17 protein-coding genes, 2 tRNA genes and 2 rRNA genes are annotated in these 21,406 nt (G+C 36.7%); 11 read left to right on the forward strand and 10 right to left on the reverse strand.

Translation table 11 applies throughout. The features are described 5' to 3' along the window. Positions 1 to 173 precede the first annotated feature (173 nt). The 3 genes from M9Q43_RS07735 (at position 174) to M9Q43_RS07745 (ending at position 2,564) form a co-directional block, all read left to right on the forward strand. Complete coding sequence (locus M9Q43_RS07735) at positions 174 to 1,250, forward strand: agmatinase family protein (RefSeq protein ID WP_262318367.1); 1,077 nt, start codon at positions 174 to 176, stop codon at positions 1,248 to 1,250. Between the two features lie 73 nt (positions 1,251 to 1,323). After that, on the forward strand, positions 1,324 to 1,899 hold the full coding sequence (locus M9Q43_RS07740) for an NUMOD4 domain-containing protein (protein WP_262318368.1): 576 nt from the start codon (positions 1,324 to 1,326) through the stop codon (positions 1,897 to 1,899). A gap of 176 nt (positions 1,900 to 2,075) precedes the next feature. Then, entirely contained in the window at positions 2,076 to 2,564 is a 489-nt protein-coding gene (locus M9Q43_RS07745) for a hypothetical protein (protein WP_262318369.1), read from the forward strand. A gap of 51 nt (positions 2,565 to 2,615) precedes the next feature. Here the strand turns inward: M9Q43_RS07745 and M9Q43_RS07750 are convergent, their stop codons facing one another. The 4 genes from M9Q43_RS07750 to M9Q43_RS07765 all read right to left on the reverse strand — a co-directional run bounded on the left by M9Q43_RS07750 (position 2,616) and on the right by M9Q43_RS07765 (position 6,362). Beyond that, positions 2,616 to 4,148 (reverse strand): cryptochrome/photolyase family protein, encoded by a 1,533-nt coding sequence (locus M9Q43_RS07750; RefSeq protein WP_262318370.1) that lies wholly within the window; start codon positions 4,146 to 4,148, stop codon positions 2,616 to 2,618. Next, complete coding sequence (locus tag M9Q43_RS07755) at positions 4,149 to 5,441, reverse strand: DASH family cryptochrome (protein ID WP_262318371.1); 1,293 nt, start codon at positions 5,439 to 5,441, stop codon at positions 4,149 to 4,151. A gap of 148 nt (positions 5,442 to 5,589) precedes the next feature. Continuing rightward, positions 5,590 to 5,727, reverse strand: coding sequence for a DUF2256 domain-containing protein (locus tag M9Q43_RS07760; RefSeq protein ID WP_262318372.1), 138 nt, complete (start codon positions 5,725 to 5,727; stop codon positions 5,590 to 5,592). Beyond that, a complete protein-coding gene (locus M9Q43_RS07765; RefSeq protein WP_262318373.1) occupies positions 5,727 to 6,362 on the reverse strand; it encodes a flavin reductase family protein in 636 nt (211 codons plus the stop codon). The genes M9Q43_RS07760 and M9Q43_RS07765 overlap by 1 nt, the downstream gene beginning before the upstream one ends. 149 nt (positions 6,363 to 6,511) lie before the next feature. Between M9Q43_RS07765 and M9Q43_RS07770 the strand changes: the two genes are divergently transcribed. Next, complete coding sequence (locus M9Q43_RS07770) at positions 6,512 to 7,852, forward strand: FAD-dependent oxidoreductase (protein WP_262318384.1); 1,341 nt, start codon at positions 6,512 to 6,514, stop codon at positions 7,850 to 7,852. 39 nt (positions 7,853 to 7,891) lie between these two features. Here M9Q43_RS07770 and M9Q43_RS07775 read toward each other — a convergent pair whose 3' ends face one another. From M9Q43_RS07775 to M9Q43_RS07790, 4 genes are read right to left on the reverse strand one after another with little or no spacing between them, the layout of a single operon-like run. Beyond that, positions 7,892 to 8,419, reverse strand: a complete 528-nt coding sequence (locus M9Q43_RS07775) for a hypothetical protein (protein ID WP_262318374.1) — start codon at positions 8,417 to 8,419, stop codon at positions 7,892 to 7,894. 9 nt (positions 8,420 to 8,428) lie between these two features. Next, positions 8,429 to 8,794: a cupin domain-containing protein gene (locus M9Q43_RS07780; protein ID WP_262318375.1), complete on the reverse strand. Its 366-nt coding sequence runs from the start codon at positions 8,792 to 8,794 to the stop codon at positions 8,429 to 8,431. Positions 8,795 to 8,798: 4 nt separating this feature from the next. Then, positions 8,799 to 9,167, reverse strand: coding sequence for a DMT family protein (locus M9Q43_RS07785; RefSeq protein WP_262318376.1), 369 nt, complete (start codon positions 9,165 to 9,167; stop codon positions 8,799 to 8,801). After that, on the reverse strand, positions 9,167 to 10,684 hold the full coding sequence (locus M9Q43_RS07790) for a DUF853 domain-containing protein (RefSeq protein ID WP_262318377.1): 1,518 nt from the start codon (positions 10,682 to 10,684) through the stop codon (positions 9,167 to 9,169). Before M9Q43_RS07790 ends, M9Q43_RS07785 begins: the two co-directional genes overlap by 1 nt. 140 nt (positions 10,685 to 10,824) lie before the next feature. Here M9Q43_RS07790 and M9Q43_RS07795 point away from each other — a divergent pair, with 140 nt between their 5' ends. After that, positions 10,825 to 11,457, forward strand: a complete 633-nt coding sequence (locus tag M9Q43_RS07795) for a 7-carboxy-7-deazaguanine synthase QueE (protein ID WP_262318378.1) — start codon at positions 10,825 to 10,827, stop codon at positions 11,455 to 11,457. Between the two features lie 91 nt (positions 11,458 to 11,548). Here M9Q43_RS07795 and M9Q43_RS07800 read toward each other — a convergent pair whose 3' ends face one another. Further along, the gene (locus M9Q43_RS07800) at positions 11,549 to 12,256 is read right to left on the reverse strand and encodes a class I SAM-dependent methyltransferase (protein ID WP_262318379.1); all 708 of its coding nucleotides are present in this window, start codon (positions 12,254 to 12,256) and stop codon (positions 11,549 to 11,551) included. A 163-nt stretch (positions 12,257 to 12,419) separates the two neighbouring features. Here M9Q43_RS07800 and M9Q43_RS07805 point away from each other — a divergent pair, with 163 nt between their 5' ends. Beyond that, on the forward strand, positions 12,420 to 12,917 hold the full coding sequence (locus M9Q43_RS07805) for a YkgJ family cysteine cluster protein (RefSeq protein ID WP_262318380.1): 498 nt from the start codon (positions 12,420 to 12,422) through the stop codon (positions 12,915 to 12,917). Positions 12,918 to 13,056: 139 nt separating this feature from the next. Here M9Q43_RS07805 and M9Q43_RS07810 read toward each other — a convergent pair whose 3' ends face one another. Next, a complete protein-coding gene (locus M9Q43_RS07810; RefSeq protein WP_262318381.1) occupies positions 13,057 to 14,289 on the reverse strand; it encodes an exo-beta-N-acetylmuramidase NamZ family protein in 1,233 nt (410 codons plus the stop codon). A gap of 7 nt (positions 14,290 to 14,296) precedes the next feature. On the opposite strand from M9Q43_RS07810, the gene M9Q43_RS07815 reads away from it, so the two are divergent. The 5 genes from M9Q43_RS07815 (at position 14,297) to M9Q43_RS07835 (ending at position 21,331) form a co-directional block, all read left to right on the forward strand. After that, on the forward strand, positions 14,297 to 15,529 hold the full coding sequence (locus M9Q43_RS07815) for an ABC transporter permease (RefSeq protein WP_262318385.1): 1,233 nt from the start codon (positions 14,297 to 14,299) through the stop codon (positions 15,527 to 15,529). Between the two features lie 933 nt (positions 15,530 to 16,462). Next, a 16S ribosomal RNA gene (locus tag M9Q43_RS07820) occupies positions 16,463 to 17,976 on the forward strand. Positions 17,977 to 18,062: 86 nt separating this feature from the next. Next, positions 18,063 to 18,136, forward strand: a tRNA-Ile gene (locus tag M9Q43_RS07825). A gap of 80 nt (positions 18,137 to 18,216) precedes the next feature. Beyond that, positions 18,217 to 18,290, forward strand: a tRNA-Ala gene (locus M9Q43_RS07830). A gap of 162 nt (positions 18,291 to 18,452) precedes the next feature. Then, positions 18,453 to 21,331: ribosomal RNA gene (locus tag M9Q43_RS07835) — 23S ribosomal RNA — on the forward strand. The 16S and 23S rRNA genes sit together here with 2 tRNA genes alongside, the layout of an rRNA operon. Positions 21,332 to 21,406: the final 75 nt, after the last annotated feature.

Consider the following 21,406-nt stretch of genomic DNA (forward strand, 5'->3'; position numbering starts at 1 on the left):
AAATGTAATCGCCAAAGATGACCATTTCAAAAAATAAAAAGGATGACAATTATCATAAAGCAAATTTTTTAACAATGATGAAAATTTAACGCATTAAAAAACATTTTTAAAAAATCAATGGAAACACTAACTTTGTAAAAATTAATGATGCGCTTTTGCGCTTTGAACAAGTTATGACAAAAGAACAAATATTAGAAAATTTTGATCCTTCTCAACCTGGGTTAGCCGATGCTACTATTTTTGGATTACCATTTTCGGCAGAACAAAGTGAAATTATTGTAATTCCTGTGCCTTGGGAAGTTACGGTGAGCTATGGTTCTGGAGCTTCAAAAGGTCCAGATGCGGTTTTAGATGCTTCTTTTCAAGTAGATTTAAATCATCAAGAATTTCCTGAATTATGGAAATTAGGAATTTATATAGACAAGCCCGCTAAAGAATTAAAAAAGAAATCTAAAAAGTTCAAAAAGCAAGCGGCTCCAATCATTAAAGCTTTAGAAAGCGGAATGATTTTAGACCATCATCCTTCATTAATGAAAGATTTAGAAGAAATTAATTATGCGTGTTCTGATATGGTGGAAGCTGTTCGTGAGCAAACGCTTAATTGGATGAATAAAGGTAAAAAAGTAGTGCTTTTAGGTGGAGATCATTCTACACCATTAGGGTATTACCAAGCTTTAGCGACTAAATATGAGAACTTCGGGATTTTACATTTAGATGCGCACATGGATTTACGTATTGCTTATGAAGGATTCACGTATTCGCACGCTTCTATCATGTACAATGCCTTACAAATTCCTCAAATTTCTAAAATTGTACAAGTAGGAATTCGAGATTTTTGTGAGCAAGAAGTAGAAGTTGCTTTAAGCGATAGAGTTTTAGTTCATACCGATAGCGATTTAAAACAAGAAGCTTTCGAAGGCAAAACTTGGCAACAACAATGCGATAACATTATCGCTTCGTTACCAGAAAAAATTTGTATTTCTTTCGATATTGACGGCATGTATCCTTGGTATTGTCCAAATACAGGAACTCCGGTTCCGGGTGGATTTTCATTTGAGCAAGCTGCTTATTTATTCAGTCGTTTAGCTGAAACGAATAAAGAAATCATCGGATTTGATTTAGTTGAAGTAGCCCCAGGTGATGACGATTGGGACGGAAACGTGGGTGCAAGAATGTTGTTTCATATGTGTGGCGTTTTTGCAAAATCTCAAAAAATGAATGTTGGAAACAAGATTAAGTTTAATAGATAATTTGTATCTTGCATAAAATCAGGCGATAAGTCTTGTAAATAATACGCCCCTTAATTTATTTAAAGACAAAAATATGAGTCATTTTGTTATTGAACAGTGGAAGGAATATCCAATACAAGTTCCAGGTAAGGTTAGATATGCCGTTTCTAATTATGGTAGACTTAAAAGTTTTACTGATAAAATTGAAAATGGAAAAATTCTAAAAGGCGCTCCTACGGAAGGTTTTCTTTTCTTGCGTTATGTTAGAATGTATAATGGTGAAAAAAAATACTATTCTCATGCCATACACAAAATGGTTGCAGAGCTTTTTATTTTGAAGGAAAATGAAGACCAAGAATATGTCTTGCATTTAGATTATGATAAGATGAATAATCAATTATATAATTTAAAATGGGCTACTTATGCAGAAATGCGTGCTCATGGTCACAATAGTCCAGCAGTAAAAGAAGCATTCAAAAAGTTTCAAGAAAATAACATAAAGCGTGATGGTAGAAAGTTAACTTCTACACAAGTCATGCGAATTAAGTTAAAAATGAAGCGACAAGGTGAAAAGTTCAGCGTTAGAAAAACCGCAAAAGAATTTAATGTTTCTGAAATGCAAATTTACCGAATAAAAAGCGGAGAAAATTGGGGACATATACAAGTTTAATATTTTTTTGTCAAACTGAACTTGTTTCAGTTTCTTAAAGTTTTTAGTTTTATAATATGAGAAAAGTATTAATGTTATTATTTGGAGTAGTGATTTTACAATTGAGTTTCTCTTGTAAATCACAATATTCAAAAGTTGAACTAGATAATAACTTTTCGACTGACCAAATCTCTGACTTGAATAAAATAACAGACTTTTTTAAAAACCAAATTTCTGAAAATAAAAACTCTGATTTTAAGGCTTGTTTTTCAAAAATATTGCCTGAATTATTAGAAAATGGTTGGCAACCGATTTTAACTAAAGTAGACTTTGAAAAACAAAAAGAACTTTACAATTCTATTTCTAAATCTACATTTGACGAAATATGGGAGTTCGGAAAAGCGACTTATCCAGATACTGGTTTGGAATTAAAAAATTTAGGTTCAAAATATAATGGGAAATATCAAAAATTTTTGACTGAACTTGGTAAAAATAACCCGGAAGTTAAAAATTATGCGGATAGACTTATTGAAGCTGGAGATTTTGAATCAGTAGGCATGTTACAACAAAGTATTTATAATAACCCGAAAGAATTCGATTTAAATGATCCGAATATTCAGTTGTTAATTACAATTCATTATTTAACTCTTAATGATCAACAAAAAAGAACTGATAAATGGGAATAATATTAAGTTAATAAATGTATTACAAACCAAAGTCTAAAAAGCTTTGTTTTTTTATAAATTATTGATATCCTCCAAAATCGAAATCGCTTTTTCTTTCGTTGCGGCTAATTCTTCTGGTTTCATTTTTCTTAGTAAGGCTAACATCATGCTCATTCTTTGATTATTGGCAAAATGTTGTTTTTTCTCATCTAAAAAATGCCAATACAAACTGTTAAACGGACACGCTTTTTCGCCCAATTTCTCTTTTACTTTGTAATGACAGCTGCCACAGTAATTGCTCATTTTATTAATGTAACTTCCCGAAGAAACATAAGGTTTCGTTGCCACAATTCCACCATCAGCATATTGACTCATGCCACGAGTATTCGGCATTTCTACCCATTCAATCGCATCAATGTAAACACCTAAATACCAAGCGTCAACTGCATCAGGATGCAATTGTGCTAACAAAGAAAAATTGCCAATAACCATTAGTCGCTGAATATGATGGGCATACGCTTCCGATAAACTTTGGGAAATTGAATGTTGCATGCATTTCATTTTGGTTTTTCCGGTCCAAAAGAAATCAGGTAATGGATTTTGGTTTTCTAATGCGTTCATTTGGGCATAATTGGGCATTTCTTTCCAATAAATTCCTCTAACATATTCGCGCCAACCAATAATTTGTCGGACAAAACCTTCTACTTGCGCCAATTCAGTGGTTTCTTGATTTTCATAATAATACGAAATTACCGCATCAACAACTTCTTTCGGACTAATCATTTTGGAATTCATCGCAAAAGACAAACGGGAATGAAACAGAAATTTGTGTCCAGAAAATAAAGCATCTTGATACGTTCCAAAATGCTCCAACAAATGCTCACAGAAATAGTCAATCAATTGCAAACTTTCGTTTCTGGAAGTCGGCCAATTGAAATTTTTTACATCAATACTTCCAAAAGTGGTGATGTTTTGCGCTTCAATTTCGGCAATAAGTTCACTCACATTTTTATGAAATTCCAAAGGAAACGGAATCGGAACTTCGTTTTTATATTGATTACGGTTGTTATGGTCAAAGTTCCATTTTCCATCTAACGGTTGATCACCCACAATTAGAACATCGTGTTTTTTTCGCATCATACGATAGAAACTTTCCATCAAAAGTTGCTTTTTCCCTTTGAAAAAATCCGCTAGTTCATTTCTAGAAGTATAAAAATGTTCAGAATCAACGGCTTTTGTTGGAATAGAAAGTTTTTCACAGATAGATTTCAATTGTTCATCTAAACGATATTCATCTGGAAATTGGTATTCAAATTGCTCGATTGTATTCTTTTCAACCAAATCCAAAATCAATTGTTCCAAATTCTGAGGATTATTCGCATCCGAAATTTTGTAATAAATAACCTGATGACCTCGTTTTGTCAATTCTTCCGAAAAATTTCGCATAGCAAGAAAAAATGCCACGACTTTTTGAATGTGATGTTTCACATAATCCGTTTCCTGACGCATTTCTGTCATCACATACATCACATTCGGATTGACTTCTTCAAACCAAGAATGTTGTGAATTGAGTTGGTCGCCCAAAAGTAATCGAAGTGTTTTCATTTAAAATAATTCAGGAATTAACCACATTTTTTGAAATTTTCCATCGCCATCATACATTTCTGCTTGGCGTTTGATGTTGAATTTTCTATCTCTTGGATCGTTTCCAACACCAGCATTGTACATCCAATTGCCATAATTGCTATGCACATCGTAATCAATCAACATACTTTCAAAATAAGCCGCACCAATGCGCCAATCTTGCTCCCATTCTTTTGCCCAATAACTCGCTACATTTTGACGACCGCGATTGCTCATCCAACCTGTTTTTTGTAATTCAATCATGTTGGCATTTACAAAATGTTCGGGTGTAGTGCCGTTCGTCCATTGATTGAAAGCTTTGGTGTTTTGGTTCCAATGATATTCTTTTTGTAAAATACCGTTCAATTGGAAAATTTTATTGCCATGTTTTAATGAGATATATTTGAAATAATCGCGCCAAATCAACTCGAAAATTAACCAATACGTATCTTCGTTTTTGACTACTTTTTTCTCAAATTGTTGCACTTCCCAATAAATCATACGTGCCGAAATGCTTCCATTTGCCAACCAAGCCGAAAGTTTTGAACTGTAATCTTTTCCTACTAAACCATTTCGAGTTTTCTTGTAAACAGCTAATTTTTTGGTATCCCAAAAGTACTCTTTGATTCTTTTTTTAGCTTGATTTTCGCCACCTTTAAATGGGAATGCGGTTTTATTTGGTTGCTTGAAATCTTCAAAACCTAAATCTTCCAAAGTTGGAATAGTAGTTTTTTCTTCAATTACATTAGCAATTGGTTTCGCTGAGATGGAAACGGTTGGTCGCACTCGAATTTTTTTTTCCAATTGCTTTCTGAACTCCGTAAAAACTTCTGGTATTTTATCCCAATCTTCATACGGGATATCATCAGGATGAAATAGAAATTGGTCGTAATATGTTTTCCAATTCACTGCTGGAATTAAATTGCGAACTTCAGTTGCTACATCCACTTCTTCTTGCGTCCATTCTTTTTGACAATAAATGGTATCAATTTGATATTTGGCGGCTATTTCCGGAATTAATTGTTCGGGATAACCGTAATAAACTAATAAGGAGATATTCTTCTCCGCTAAATTTTGTTGTAATTCGGCTAAAGTTTCTAAAAGAAATTGGGTTCTAAATTTTTCTGTTTTCTTGAAACCGTATTGCGTTGTTTCGAAATGTCTTGGATCTAAACAATAAATGCCAATTACTTTTTCATTTTCCCTACAAGCATTGTACAAAGAATGATTGTCAATCGTGCGCAAATCGTTTCTAAACCATATTAATCCGTTCATAATTTTAAACATATAAGTCACATAAGTTTTCTTTACGGAATAACTTTGTGAAAAAGTTCATAAAAGATTTTAAAGATTTTTCTTATTTCTTAAATCTGTGTTCCTTATTTTTTGTTTGATTATTGATTTTGCCCTTGAACTTGATTTTTTAAATTTTATTCATTCTGCATTTATCACTACAATACACTACTTCTTCCCAGTTTTTCTCCCATTTTTTTCGCCAAGAAAACGGTCGGTTACAGGTTTTACAAATTTTTTCGGGAAGATTTACTTTTTTATGTGCCATTATAACATCGAAGTTGATGGTTTATCTGGTCGCGCATAGTGAAATCTATCTGCTAATTTTGGAACAGCATAACCATCTAAACCGTTAATTGCAATCACATTTCCTCTGTCTAATTGCATCCAATTATCATCATGAAAAAGTTTTTCATCAGCATAAATGGTTTCAATAGAAGCAATGATATGAATACAATCGTTTTCTTCAATTTTGTATTCGTTCACATATTTGCATAACAATTGCACTGGACTTCCTTTTACGAAAGGTACTTTGTGATTGTCAATAAATTCAGGTTCTAAATTGGTTTTATCAAATTCTGAAATGTGTTCTTGATAACTTGAAGACGTATGATGCGCATCAGCAATCATTTCTTCTGTAATATGATTTATGGTAAAGAATCCAGATTCTTTTATATTTTTATAAGTATCTCTTGGAACCGTCGTAGGTCTTAAAATAAATCCTAACAAGGGTGGTTCGCTTCCCAAATGCGTAACGCTGCTGAAAACCGCAACATTTAAAACACCTTCCGTTGAAACCGTTCCAATTAAATTAGCGGATTTATAACCGGTAACACAATTTACTAAGTTCAGTCGCGGCACTTTTGACATATAGAATAATTCGTCTTTCGTAAATTTTTTCATAACAATTTTTATTCAAAGATACATTTTGTTTAACTAATATTGAAAATAATTAAACAAAATTTAAACTCAAAATGAAAAATCTAATAAAAGTCGGGCTTAGAAATTTATTATTCCGTATTTTTGCAGTCCAAATTTTTACAAAAGTCTTCATGCAAACGCCACAAAAAATTGCTGTTGTAGGTTCTGGATTAGTAGGAACTTTATTGGCAATCTATTTAAAAAGAGCCGGACATACAGTACATGTTTTCGACAGAAGTCCAGATATTAGAACGGTTGAGTTTTCAGGTCGTTCCATTAATTTGGTGATGTCAAATCGCGGTTGGAAAGCATTAGAAGATGTGGGTTTAGATGAAGAAATTCGAAAAATCGGAATTCCAGTTGATAAAAGAGCCATCCATTTACAAGATGGAAAACTAAATTATCAATATTACGGAAAAGAAGGTGAAGCTATTTTTTCTCTATCAAGAGGCGTTTTGAATAGAAAAATGGTCGATTTGGCTGAAGCTGAAGGTGTAGAATTCTTTTTTGAACGTAAAATTTGGGATGTAATGTTAGCTACTGCAACTTTGTGGGAAGGCGAAACGGAACAAGGTGATTGGACCGAGTTAAAATACGATAAAGTTTTTGGAGCCGATGGTGCTTTTTCGAGAATTAGACACAGAATGCAACGTCAATCGATGTTTGATTATTCGCAAGAGTTCATGAAAATTGGTTATAAAGAATTGCATATTCCTGCTAATGCAGATGGTTCTCCAAAAATCGATATTCATTCCTTACACATTTGGCCAAGAGGAAATTTCATGTTGATGGGATTGGCTAATTTAGACAACTCGTTTACTTGTACTTTGTTCATGCCAATTGAAGGCGAAAATTCGTTTGAATCGTTAACCAACGAAGAAAAATTAGTTTCGTTTTTTGCGAATTATTTTCCAGATACAAAAGATGTAATTCCAGATTTAGTGCGTGACTTTTTCAGAAATCCGAACAGTTATTTGGCGATTATGAAATGTTTCCCTTGGACATTTAACGATAAAATTGCTTTAATTGGTGATTCTGCTCATGCAATTGTCCCTTTTTACGGTCACGGAATGAATGCGGGTTTTGAAGATATCACGATTCTGAATGAATTAATGCAACAATATGGCGATGATTGGGATAGAATTTTCAAAGAATACGAAATTTCAAGAAAACCAAATGCAGATGCCATTGCTGAACTTTCGAGACGAAATTTCGAAGAAATGAGTGCCAAAACTGCGGATGCTAATTTTTTATTGCAAAAGAAAATCGAAAAATGGTTTTCCGACAAACATCCAGAAAAATGGATGCCGTTATATAGTAGAGTAACTTTTAGTTTACAACCTTATTCAGAAGCCATGGCAATTGGAGATTTTCAAAATGAAATCATGCAAGAAGTTTTGAAAATGGATAATATTCGAGAAAATTGGAATTCAGAGGAAGTTGAAAATAAGATTTTGGAATTATTAGAATAGAATAGTTCGTTTAAAATAAATTCGATTTAATTTCTGTATTTATTTTTTAAGATTACCTTTTGGAATTTCGATTTTTAAAATTTCAAAATTAGATTTTCGATATGTTATTCTAACTTTTAATCCATTTCGAAAAAAATCAGATCTATTTCCACCAAAATGGCCAAATTGAAAAATAGAATTGTCCAAGTATTGAAATTTTAATTTTCCAACCATAAAACTTTCGGAAGTTTGTTTACCATTTCTAACAAAGACAACCTCTCTTTTGTATTCTGATATTATACCTTCAATCTTATCTACATATTGCGATTCTAAGAAAGCATTAATTCTATTTTCACTATTGTCAATGTAAAAGAATTTTAAATAAATAAAAGAAATAATAGAGATAAAAAATATTGTAATTAATGATATTGTTACAATATTTTTTTCAATTTTGTCAGTTACCTTATTAAATTTCAAAAATAATATTAGTAATGTTAGTGATAATAACGCAGCAATTAGACATATTGTATATGGCTTTATAGAATTTGTTGGCGCATCTAAAATTGACCAATATGTTTCGTAAGTCATTTTCTTATTTTAATTTTCTTCTCTATTCACCAAATCCATACTAAAAGCTGGCGTACAAATCGCCAAATATTCGCAAGGTTCATCAAATGGATTTGAATATTGAACACGAGTATTTTTCTCAATTTTAATCGATTGACCTGCTTCTAAGACTATCGTTTCATCTTCAATAATAAATTGCTTTTTACCTTTAATGATATACGTGTATTCATAAAATTCTGGAGTTTGAAAAGGTTCGCTCCAACCTGGTGGTGCTATCATATGTGCAATCGAAATTGCGGAATTATTTGTGGTTGCCAATCCGTGATGTTCTTCAATTAATTTACCATCAGTGGTTGGAACTACGAACGGTGCTTTTTGGATAAAATATTTTTTCATTTTGTTACTTCTTAAAAATAAAATAAACCGCCAATACTAAAAAACAAAATCCCACTGCGTGATTCCATTTGAAAGTTTCGTTCTTAAAGAAAACCATCGAGAAAATCACAAAGATTACTAAAGTTATGACTTCTTGAATCACTTTTAATTGCATCAGAGAAAATGGTCCACCATTGCCTTGGTAACCAATTTTATTCGCAGGAACTTGAAAGAAATATTCAAACAAAGCCAATCCCCAACTGATTAATACAACGGTTATTAATCCGGCGTTTTCGAACCATTTTAATTCTTTAAATTTTAGATGACCATACCACGCCAACGTCATGAAAACATTGGAAAGGATAAGTAATCCAATTGTAATAAATCCTTTCATTATTTCTTAAACATCTTCATTAATAGACCAAAAGCACCTCTAATAAAGCTAGCGCTTGTAACTACTTTAGTAATCGATTTCCCAACTACTTCAGCCGTGCTAGGTTCTTCTTTTGTTCTTCGGGTTGGTTTTTCAACTTCTTGTTCGGCTGCGACTTCTTGCGCTTCGGCAATTTTTTTGTTTAGCATTTCGTAAGCGCTATCTCTATCTACTACTTCGTTATATTTCTTAGCTAATTTCGATTTTGCAATACTCGCTTCAATTTCACTTTCAGTTAAAACATCCATTCTACTCATTGGAGCTCGCATCATCGTAGCCACTAATGGAGTTGGTGTTCCTTTTTCGCTTAATGCGGTTACAAAAGCTTCTCCAATTCCTAACGAAGTTAACACTTCATCGGTTTCATAAAAATCGGTATCAGGATAATTTTCAGCTGTCATTTTAATCGCTTTTCTATCATTCGCCGTGAAAGCTCTCAACGCATGCTGAATTTTTAAACCCAATTGTGCCAAAACGCCTGTTGGAACATCCATCGGATTTTGCGTAATGAAATAAACTCCAATTCCTTTAGAACGAATCAATTTCACAATCGTTTCAATTTGATTTAATAACGCCTTACTTGCTTCGTCAAAAATCAAATGCGCTTCGTCAATAAAAATCACTAATTCTGGTCGTCCAGCATCGCCTTGTTCGGGCATGGTGTTGTAAATTTCGGCTAACAAACTCAACATGAAAGTTGAGAATAATTTTGGTTTGTCTTGAATATCGGTTAAACGCATGATGTTTACATAACCATTTCCGTTTTCGTCAACTCGCATTAAATCTTGAATATCGAATGATTTTTCTCCAAAAAATAATTCCGCACCTTGTTGTTCTAATTCGATGATTTTTCTCAAAATCGAACCAGTCGTACTTGTTGAAATTCTTCCGTATTCGGCTTCAAATTCGGCTTTTCCTTCTTCGGTTGCGTAATTCAGTACTTTTTTGAAATCTTTTAAATCCAATAATGGCAGACTATTATCATCACAATATTTAAAAATGATAGAAACTACGCCAGATTGTGTATCATTCAAATCTAAAATTCGAGAGAATAAAACCGGTCCAAATTCAGAAACCGTAGCACGTAATCGAACACCATTTTGTTCTGAAATTGTCATTAATTCCACAGGAAAAGCTTTTGTTTCGTATGGAATTGAAATTTTAGCATGTCGTTCTGTAATAAACGATTTTTCTTCGCCAGGCATTGCAATTCCTGAAAAATCTCCTTTTATATCCATCATCAAAACCGGAATTCCGTTTTGCGATAATTGTTCTGATAATACTTGAATGGTTTTGGTTTTTCCGGTTCCGGTTGCTCCAGCAATTAATCCGTGACGGTTTAAAGTTTTTAATGGAATGTTTACGTGTGTATTTGGAACCGCTTCGCCATCTAAAATCCCTCCACCTAATGTGATGAATTCTCCTTTACAAGTATATCCTTCCGTTATATGTTTGATAAAATCTTCTGTCTTGCTCATTTTGATGTATTTTGAATTTCAAATGTAGTAAAATCGGACGAAATTTCAAGAACAACTTCAAGTGGAAAATTAATTTCTAACTTCTTATTTCTAAATTCTAACTTCCAAGTCGTATCTTTGCCGACTATTTTAGTTTTAAGATGTTACAAAAAGAAACACAGTTAGCGGTTGAAAAAGGCGAAATGTTGCCTTTAATGGAGGAGTTTTACACGATTCAAGGTGAAGGTTATCATACTGGAACGGCAGCTTATTTTATTCGAATTGGCGGTTGCGATGTAGGTTGTCACTGGTGCGATGTAAAAGAAAGTTGGAATGCAGAATTGCATCCACCAACGAATACCGATGTGATTGTTGCCAATGCCAAAAAATATGCCGACACAGTTGTGGTAACAGGAGGAGAACCTTTGACTTGGGATATGACTTTATTGACTTCAAAATTAAAAGCACAAAATTTAAAAGTACATATTGAAACTTCTGGAGCGTATGAAGTTTCGGGAACTTGGGATTGGTTTTGTTTGTCGCCAAAGAAAAACAAATTACCTGTACAAAGTGCTTACGATATTGCTAACGAATTAAAAGTTATCATCTATAACAAACATGATTTCATTTTTGCCGAAGAACAAGCCGCTAAAGTAAATCCAAACGCGATTTTGTTTTTACAACCCGAATGGAGCAAAAAAGAAGAAATGACACCTTTAATTGTAGAATATGTAATGAATAATCCAAAATGGAGAGTTTCGTTACAGACTCATAAATATTTGAATATTCCATAATTTTTGCTCGCTAAGTCGCAAAGAAGAAATATTTTATTTGTGAAACTTTGTGCAAAAACTTCGAGGTACTTTGTGTAACAAAAACTTTAAATTATATTTTTGAAAGCTTTGCCAAATAATCAAAATGTTCACCTTCTAAAATAAGTTCACATTCCAATCCATTGGCAATTGCTCCGTTTTGTAGTGTATTGTAATCCAAATATAACCAATCAAAAGTATTTTCCGTTTCTCCTTTATAATGAATCGTAAAAGTTAATTCTCCATAATAACCATTCGCAGGAACTTCGTAAGCACCATCTTCGTCTTGATCGTACATATAAATTAAGTCGGAACTATCAATTAAAATTTGTCCACCTTCGTTTAATAGCGATTTCAATTTTTGCAAAAACTTCGAAATCTGATTCATTTTACCAAAAATTCCAGTTCCGTTCATCAAAAGAATAATAGTGTCGAATTTCTCTGAAGTCTCTAAATTCAAAACATCCGAAACTTTACAGTTTTTCAAGCCTCTCAATTCACAAGCTTTAATTGCATTTTCCGAAATATCAATTGCGGTAACATCGAAACCTTTTTCCTGCAAATACAAAGCGTGACTTCCTGCTCCACAACCTACGTCTAACACTTTTCCTTTCGCTAATTGCAATGCTTTTTGTTCCAGTTTTGGCATGTCTTTAAAATCACGAAACAAATAGGCAACGCTCATTTCATCGGCTTCTGAAATAGAAGTTTCGGTGATTAAATCTTCAGGAGAATTATTGGTTTGGTAGTCTAAAATGGCTTTTCCGAAAAGGTCTTTCATTTTTTTTGTTTAAAGTTTCAGGTTTTTTTAGTTTCAGGTTATTTTGTTTAAAGTTTCAAGTTTTTTTAGTTTCAAGTTCTTAACTTTGCCTTCAATCAGTTTTCGTATATAAAAAACATAAAGTGACTTAACTTGAAACCTGAAACTTGAAACAAATTAATTCATGCTAAAGCCAAATTTAAACGAACTCGGAAAACTTGCCAAAGATACGCATAACGAAACCAAAAAGTATTTTGACAAGTTAAAAAAGAAAACACCCAAGAATTTGGATTATGTAATGCAAGATTTACACGATGCCGAATTCAAAAAAACGGATTGTTTAGAGTGTGCCAATTGTTGCAGAACAACTGGGCCGTTATTTACGTCGGCCGATATTGAACGAATTTCGAAAAGTTTCCGTCAAAAACCACAGCAGTTTATCGACCAATATCTTCGCATAGATGAAGATAACGATTATGTATTAAAAAGTGTTCCGTGTACATTTTTAGACAGCGACAACAAATGTTTTATCTACGATGTCCGCCCAAAAGCTTGCCGAGAATTCCCACATACCGACAGAAAGAAATTTCAACAAATCTCTGATTTAACTTTAAAAAATGTTGCGATTTGTCCAGCGGCTTATAATATTGTGGAGAAAATGAAGGAGAAGTTGCCTCTTTAATGAGTGGTCAGTGTTCAGTTGAAAGTGTTCAGTTTTTATCGCAATCTTGTCATTCCGTTAGGAATCTCAAAGTTTATTGGTGATAATTCGTGAAATTCACGTTTTTTAACTTCCAACTTCCATCACCCAGCTTCCATCATCACTCGTAAATCAAATATTTCTTTCTCACTTCCTTAAACTGCTCCAAACCTTCTTGCCACGTTTTTCTAATTTCTTTTTCGGTCATTCCGGCTTCAATTTGTTCGCGTAGTTTTTTGGTTCCGGCTAATTTGGTGAAGAAATCGTTGAAGAAAACAGTTTTGTCTGCGGTATTTTCGTAAGCTTTCAATAACCATTTTAATTCTAATCGGTGCACTTTCCTAATTTCGGTTAAATCTTCTCCAAAGCATAATTTTCCATTATGAACTGGGTCTTTTGCTCCAAAATTGGGTTTCGGAGTAAAGCTAAAATCAAATTCGCTTTCAGGTAAAAAAGGCGAACCGTAAATTTGGAATTGCTTTTCAGTACCACGACCTAAGCTTACATTCGTGCCTTCAAAAAAGCACAAACTCGCATACAAATTAATCGATTGATCGTTAGGTAAGTTTGGAGAAGGTTTCACAGGTAAGCTATATTTCATGTCATGCGAATAGTTCAAACAAGGTGCTACTTTTAAGTCACATTGCAAACTATCTTTTAACCATTTTTCGCCATTAATCATTTTTGCATATTCGCCAATCGTCATCCCATGCAAAACTGGAATTTCATGCATCCCAACAAAACTCTTATGGTCCTTCTCTAAAATTGGACCATCAACAATAGTTCCATTTGGATTTGGTCGGTCTAAAACTAAAAGTGGAATATTGTTTTCAGCACAAGCTTCCATCACATAATGTAACGAAGATATATAAGTGTAAAATCGCGCGCCCACATCTTGTAAATCAAAAACCAAGATATCAATTCCTTCCAATTGCTCTGGTTTTGGCTTTTTGTTGTTTCCGTAAAGGGAAATAATCGGCAAATTTGTTTTCGTATCTTTTCCATCTACAATTAATTCGCCAGCATCAGCTGTTCCTCTAAAACCGTGTTCAGGAGCATAAATTTTCTGAAGATTGATGTTTTGTTCAATTAAGAAATCAACCAAATGTTTCTCTTTCGAAAGAATTCCCGTTTGATTTGTGACAATTCCAACGCGTTTGTCTTTCAATAAAGGCAAATAACTTTCAAAGTTTTCGGCACCTGTTTTAAAAGTGACATCTGTTGAAGTGGAAGTCAAAGTTACATTGTCAGTACTCGGTTTTAGTTGCGGAATAGCCTTTTTACTACTTCCACACGAAACGATTAGTAAAGAAAAAAATAATAATGTACTTTTGAAAAATAATTTAGATGTCATAAAAACCTTGAATTTAGAATATTTCATAGCCAAAAGACTAATTGCTGCTAAAAGTTATAAAAGTAGTATTTCTTCGCCAATTATAAAAATTGCGATTACGGCAATTGCCATCGGAATTATTATGATGATTATGGCGGTAGCTACGGGTGTTGGACTTCAAGATAAAATTCGCGAGAAAGTTTCGGCTTTCAACGGGCACATTATTATTTCTAATTTCGATGATAATCAATCGCAAGTTACTACCGAACCCATTTCTATTAATCAAAGTTTTTATCCCAAATTTAAAAATGTAGAAGGCATCAGCCATGTGCAAGCCGTAGCAAGTAAAGCCGGAATCATTCGTACAGAAAAAGCTTTCGAAGGCATCATATATAAAGGTGTAGGAAAAGATTATAATTTCACCAATTTGGAAGAATATTTAGTCGATGGTAAAATTCCAAATCTAAAATCCGAATTAAATACCGAAGTTTTGATTTCGGAATACTTAGCCAAACGTCTTCATTTAAAAGTAGGCGATAAGTTTATAACTTTCTTTATGAAAGAAAACGGAAAACTACCGAACAAAAGAAACTTCCTAATCACTGGAATTTTCAACTCAGGTTTTCAAGAATTCGATGCTACTTATATAATAGGTGATATTCGCCACGTTCAACTTATTAATAAATGGCAATCAACAGAAGTCGGTGCATTCGAAGTTTTCGTAGACGATTTCTCAAAAATCAAAGAAAAAGGAGAGGAAGTCTACAAAGAAATTCCGCCTACTTATAATAGTATCACCATCGAAGAAAAGTATTACAGTATTTTCGAATGGCTAAAATTGTTCGATTTCAATATCTTGGTTATTCTAATTGTAATGATTGTAGTAGCTACTATTAATATGGTAGTTGCACTATTAGTTTTAATTCTAGAACGCACCCAAATGATCGGAATCCTAAAAGCCATGGGTGCCAACAATTGGAATGTCAGAAAAATTTTCCTTTACAACGCTTTCTATTTAATCGCCCGCGGATTATTTTGGGGAAATCTAATCGCTATTTCTTTATTGTTAATTCAAAAATTTTTCGGCGTAATCCAACTCAATCCCGAAAACTACTATGTAAATGAAGCACCAGTAAGTATCAATTTACTTCACATCGCACTATTAAATATTGGAACTGTGATTGTTTGTTTATTTGTATTATTGATTCCGTCCTACATTATTACCAAAATTTCACCAGTAAAAGCAATACGTTTCGATTAATTTTTAGAAGCAGATATTTTACATTCCATAAAGACTCTTGGTCCCGCTGTCCGCTATATCTTTTATAAACCTGACTGGTTTATAAAAGGATGCCGCTCCCATCGGGGCTATACAAGAGGTTTAGTATTTCAGATAACTATCCCACTGGCTCGCAAAGCGAGCAACACTTTGCCCTTGAATTTGAACTTGTCATTCCGCAGAATAGGAATCTCCTGCGCAGCAGGCTACCGCTTAACGCAGTTAAGCCCACAACTTGAAACCTGAAACCCATCCAGCCCCTTCTATGAACTTTTCACCATTATATATAAGTATCAAAATGCTTATATGACTTATATGTTTAACAATTCCCTTCGCGACCTTCGCGCTTGCTTTGCGCACCTTGCGGTTAACCCCTAAAAAAACTTTCGTATATTAAATCCTTGTTACCAGAGAGTTAAGAAAAACACACAAAAAAACATCAAAAAAAGATTATAAAAGCCTTGTGGGAACAAAAAAGATTTCTACTTTTGCACCCGCATTAGAGCAGAAGTTCACACACAAACTGTAAGATTAAACAAATCAAAAAAACTTTAAAAAAAGTTGAAAAAAGATTTGGATAATAAAAAGTAAAGGTAGTATCTTTGCCGACCCGAAACGAAAGAATTGGGGCGTACAAGTTCTTAAAAATATTGGCAAAGTGGTCGTGAAAAAATAAACAAAAATTTTTTTCAAAAAAGCTTGCCAGATTAAAAAAGAGTTGTACTTTTGCACCCGCTAATCGAATGAGAGGCGATTAAAAAAAGAATGACACGTTCATAGACATATTGAATTGACAGCACAAATTTGCAGCAATGCAGGTTTGAAAATTAAGAGAGAGTAAGATTTTTCGAATATTATTGAAAAGACTAGCGACTTGAATCGAAACATAAGTTAGATTTATCTAACAAACAATATACGATGAAGAGTTTGATCCTGGCTCAGGATGAACGCTAGCGGCAGGCCTAACACATGCAAGTCGAGGGGTAGAGCACTTCGGTGTTTGAGACCGGCGCACGGGTGCGTAACGCGTATGCAATCTACCTTATACAGGGGAATAGCCCAGAGAAATTTGGATTAATGCCCCATAGTGTTATAGAATCGCATGGTTTTATAACTAAAGTTCCAACGGTATAAGATGAGCATGCGTCCCATTAGTTAGTTGGTAAGGTAACGGCTTACCAAGACAATGATGGGTAGGGGTCCTGAGAGGGAGATCCCCCACACTGGTACTGAGACACGGACCAGACTCCTACGGGAGGCAGCAGTGAGGAATATTGGTCAATGGGCGCAAGCCTGAACCAGCCATGCCGCGTGCAGGAAGACGGTCCTATGGATTGTAAACTGCTTTTATACAGGAAGAAACCTCCCTACGTGTAGGGACTTGACGGTACTGTAGGAATAAGGATCGGCTAACTCCGTGCCAGCAGCCGCGGTAATACGGAGGATCCAAGCGTTATCCGGAATCATTGGGTTTAAAGGGTCCGTAGGCGGTCTTATAAGTCAGTGGTGAAAGCCCATCGCTCAACGATGGAACTGCCATTGATACTGTAAGACTTGAATTTTTGTGAAGTAACTAGAATATGTAGTGTAGCGGTGAAATGCTTAGATATTACATGGAATACCAATTGCGAAGGCAGGTTACTAACAAACGATTGACGCTGATGGACGAAAGCGTGGGGAGCGAACAGGATTAGATACCCTGGTAGTCCACGCCGTAAACGATGGATACTAGCTGTTCGGAGCAATCTGAGTGGCTAAGCGAAAGTGATAAGTATCCCACCTGGGGAGTACGCACGCAAGTGTGAAACTCAAAGGAATTGACGGGGGCCCGCACAAGCGGTGGAGCATGTGGTTTAATTCGATGATACGCGAGGAACCTTACCAAGGCTTAAATGTAGATTGACAGGACTGGAAACAGTTTTTTCTTCGGACAATTTACAAGGTGCTGCATGGTTGTCGTCAGCTCGTGCCGTGAGGTGTCAGGTTAAGTCCTATAACGAGCGCAACCCCTGTTGTTAGTTGCCAGCGAGTCATGTCGGGAACTCTAACAAGACTGCCAGTGTAAACTGTGAGGAAGGTGGGGATGACGTCAAATCATCACGGCCCTTACGCCTTGGGCCACACACGTGCTACAATGGACGGTACAGAGAGCAGCCACTACGTGAGTAGGAGCGAATCTATAAAACCGTTCTCAGTTCGGATCGGAGTCTGCAACTCGACTCCGTGAAGCTGGAATCGCTAGTAATCGGATATCAGCCATGATCCGGTGAATACGTTCCCGGGCCTTGTACACACCGCCCGTCAAGCCATGGAAGCTGGGGGTGCCTGAAGTCGGTGACCGCAAGGAGCTGCCTAGGGTAAAACTGGTAACTAGGGCTAAGTCGTAACAAGGTAGCCGTACCGGAAGGTGCGGCTGGAACACCTCCTTTCTAGAGAAGAAACAAGAAACTATCTTTTAGATACGATAAATATTACTCTCGCTGTTAATTCAAATAATACAAATAAGTAAAAACAGAGTCTCGTAGCTCAGCTGGTTAGAGTACTACACTGATAATGTAGGGGTCCCCAGTTCGAGTCTGGGCGGGACTACTATGTTTTACTTAAAGGAAATTCTAGAAGTTGAGAATTCGCAATTCATAATTCTGAATTCTAAATTCTGAATTCAAATTGGGGGATTAGCTCAGCTGGCTAGAGCGCCTGCCTTGCACGCAGGAGGTCATCGGTTCGACTCCGATATTCTCCACAACGGCTAATTTCAAAGCTGATAATTATTATCAGTGGCGATGCGCCACAAGTTCATTGACATATTGAGATAAAAATATTTAAAAAGTAGAAAGTACAATAGATGTGTAGTAATATACATTTATAAAGAAAGTCCTAGTTTTATTATATAGAATTAGGCGGCACATAAGCAAAATAAGGGCGTATGGGGGATGCCTAGGCTCTCAGAGGCGAAGAAGGACGTGATAAGCTGCGAAAAGCTACGGGGATTGGCACACACGAATTGATCCGTAGATATCCGAATGGGGCAACCCAATGCATTGAAGATGCATTACCCGATAGGGGGCAAACCCGCTGAACTGAAACATCTAAGTAGGCGGAGGAGAAGAAAACAAAAGTGATTCCGTAAGTAGTGGCGAGCGAACGCGGATTAGCCCAAACCAGAGTTGTTACGGCAATTTTGGGGTTGTAGGACCACGACATTCTATGCGGATTGAACCGGAATTACCTGGAAAGGTAAACCAAAGATGGTGATAGTCCTGTATGGGTAAGAGAAGATATAGATAGTGGTATCCTGAGTAGCGCGGGGCACGTGAAACCCTGTGTGAATTTGGCGGGACCATCCGCTAAGGCTAAATACTCCTGAGAGACCGATAGTGAACCAGTACCGTGAGGGAAAGGTGAAAAGAACCGTGAATAACGGAGTGAAATAGATCCTGAAACCATACGCTTACAAGCGGTCGGAGCCCTTTCGTGGGGTGACGGCGTGCCTTTTGCATAATGAGCCTACGAGTTACCGTTGCTGGCAAGGATAAGTACTTATGGTATGGATCCGTAGCGAAAGCGAGTCTGAATAGGGCGCTTTAGTCAGTAATGGTAGACGCGAAACCGTGTGATCTACCCATGGGCAGGATGAAGCTGTGGTAACACATAGTGGAGGTCCGAACCGGTTGACGTTGAAAAGTCTTCGGATGACCTGTGGGTAGGGGTGAAAGGCCAATCAAACTCGGAAATAGCTCGTACTCCCCGAAATGCATTTAGGTGCAGCGCTGGGTATAAGTTATATAGAGGTAGAGCTACTGATTGGATGCGGGGGCTTCACCGCCTACCAATTCCTGACAAACTCCGAATGCTATATAATGTTTACCAGCAGTGAGGGCATGGGTGCTAAGGTCCATGTCCGAGAGGGAAAGAACCCAGACCATCAGCTAAGGTCCCCAAATATATGCTAAGTTGAAATAACGAGGTTTGTCTGCCCAGACAGCTAGGATGTTGGCTTGGAAGCAGCCATTCATTTAAAGAGTGCGTAACAGCTCACTAGTCGAGCGGACGAGCATGGATAATAATCGGGCATAAGCATATTACCGAAGCTATGGATTTGTAGTAATACAAGTGGTAGGGGAGCATTCTAAACTGGGTCGAAGGAGTGATGTGAGTCATTCTGGACTGTTTAGAAAAGAAAATGTAGGCATAAGTAACGATAATGCGGGCGAGAAACCCGCACACCGAAAAACTAAGGTTTCCACAGCTATGCTAATCAGCTGTGGGTTAGTCTGGTCCTAAGGCGAACCCGAAAGGGACAGTCGATGGCTAACGGGTTAATATTCCCGTACTACTTATAATTGTGATGGAGAGACGCAGTGGTGAAAGTACCGCGAACTGACGGAATAGTTCGTTAAAGCACTTAGCTATAGGCCCGGTAGGCAAATCCGCTGGGACTGGTGAAATGCGATAGTACACGGAGTCTTCGGACAAAGTGATAGTGTACCTAAAGGCTGCCAAGAAAATCTTCTAAACTTAGATTATAAGTACCAGTACCGTAAACCGACACAGGTAGTTGAGGAGAGAATCCTAAGGTGCTCGAGAGATTCATGGCTAAGGAATTAGGCAAAATAGACCTGTAACTTCGGGAGAAAGGTCGCCCCGAGCAATCGGGGCCGCAGTGAAAAGATCCAGGCGACTGTTTATCAAAAACACAGGGCTCTGCAAAATCGTAAGATGAAGTATAGGGCCTGACACCTGCCCGGTGCTTGAAGGTTAAGTGGAGATGTTATCTTCGGAGAAGCATTGAAATGAAGCCCAAGTAAACGGCGGCCGTAACTATAACGGTCCTAAGGTAGCGAAATTCCTTGTCGGGTAAGTTCCGACCTGCACGAATGGTGTAACGATCTGGATACTGTCTCAGCCATGAGCTCGGTGAAATTGTAGTAGCGGTGAAGATGCCGCTTACCCGCAGTGGGACGAAAAGACCCTGTGCACCTTTACTATAGCTTAATATTGACCTTGGACACGTGATGTGTAGGATAGGTGGGAGACTGTGAAGTGGCGTCGCTAGGCGTTGTGGAGTCATTGTTGAAATACCACCCTTTGCTTGTCTGAGGCCTAACCCCGTAATGCGGGGGACATTGTTTGGTGGGTAGTTTGACTGGGGTGGTCGCCTCCAAAAGAGTAACGGAGGCTTCTAAAGGTTCCCTCAGCACGCTTGGTAACCGTGCGTAGAGTGCAATGGCATAAGGGAGCTTGACTGAGAGACATACAGGTCGATCAGGTACGAAAGTAGAGCATAGTGATCCGGTGGTTCCGCATGGAAGGGCCATCGCTCAAAGGATAAAAGGTACGCCGGGGATAACAGGCTGATCTCCCCCAAGAGCTCATATCGACGGGGGGGTTTGGCACCTCGATGTCGGCTCGTCACATCCTGGGGCTGGAGAAGGTCCCAAGGGTTGGGCTGTTCGCCCATTAAAGTGGCACGCGAGCTGGGTTCAGAACGTCGTGAGACAGTTCGGTCTCTATCTACTGTGGGCGTTAGAAATTTGAGTGGATCTGATTCTAGTACGAGAGGACCGAATTGGACTAACCGCTGGTGTATCTGTTGTTCCGCCAGGAGCACTGCAGAGTAGCTACGTTGGGAAGGGATAAGCGCTGAAAGCATATAAGCGCGAAACCCACCACAAGATGAGATTTCTTTTAAGGGTCGTGGAAGATGACCACGTTGATAGGCTATAGATGTAAAGGCAGTAATGTCATAGTCGAGTAGTACTAATAACCCGTTAGCTTATGTATAAATCTGCGCCTTCGGGCGCAGAGAAACTTTCTTTAAATTTATTTATCTCAGTATGTTAAGATATTGTCCAATTG

Source organism: Flavobacterium odoriferum (genome assembly GCF_025499515.1).
Taxonomy (GTDB): Bacteria; Bacteroidota; Bacteroidia; order Flavobacteriales; family Flavobacteriaceae; genus Flavobacterium; species Flavobacterium odoriferum.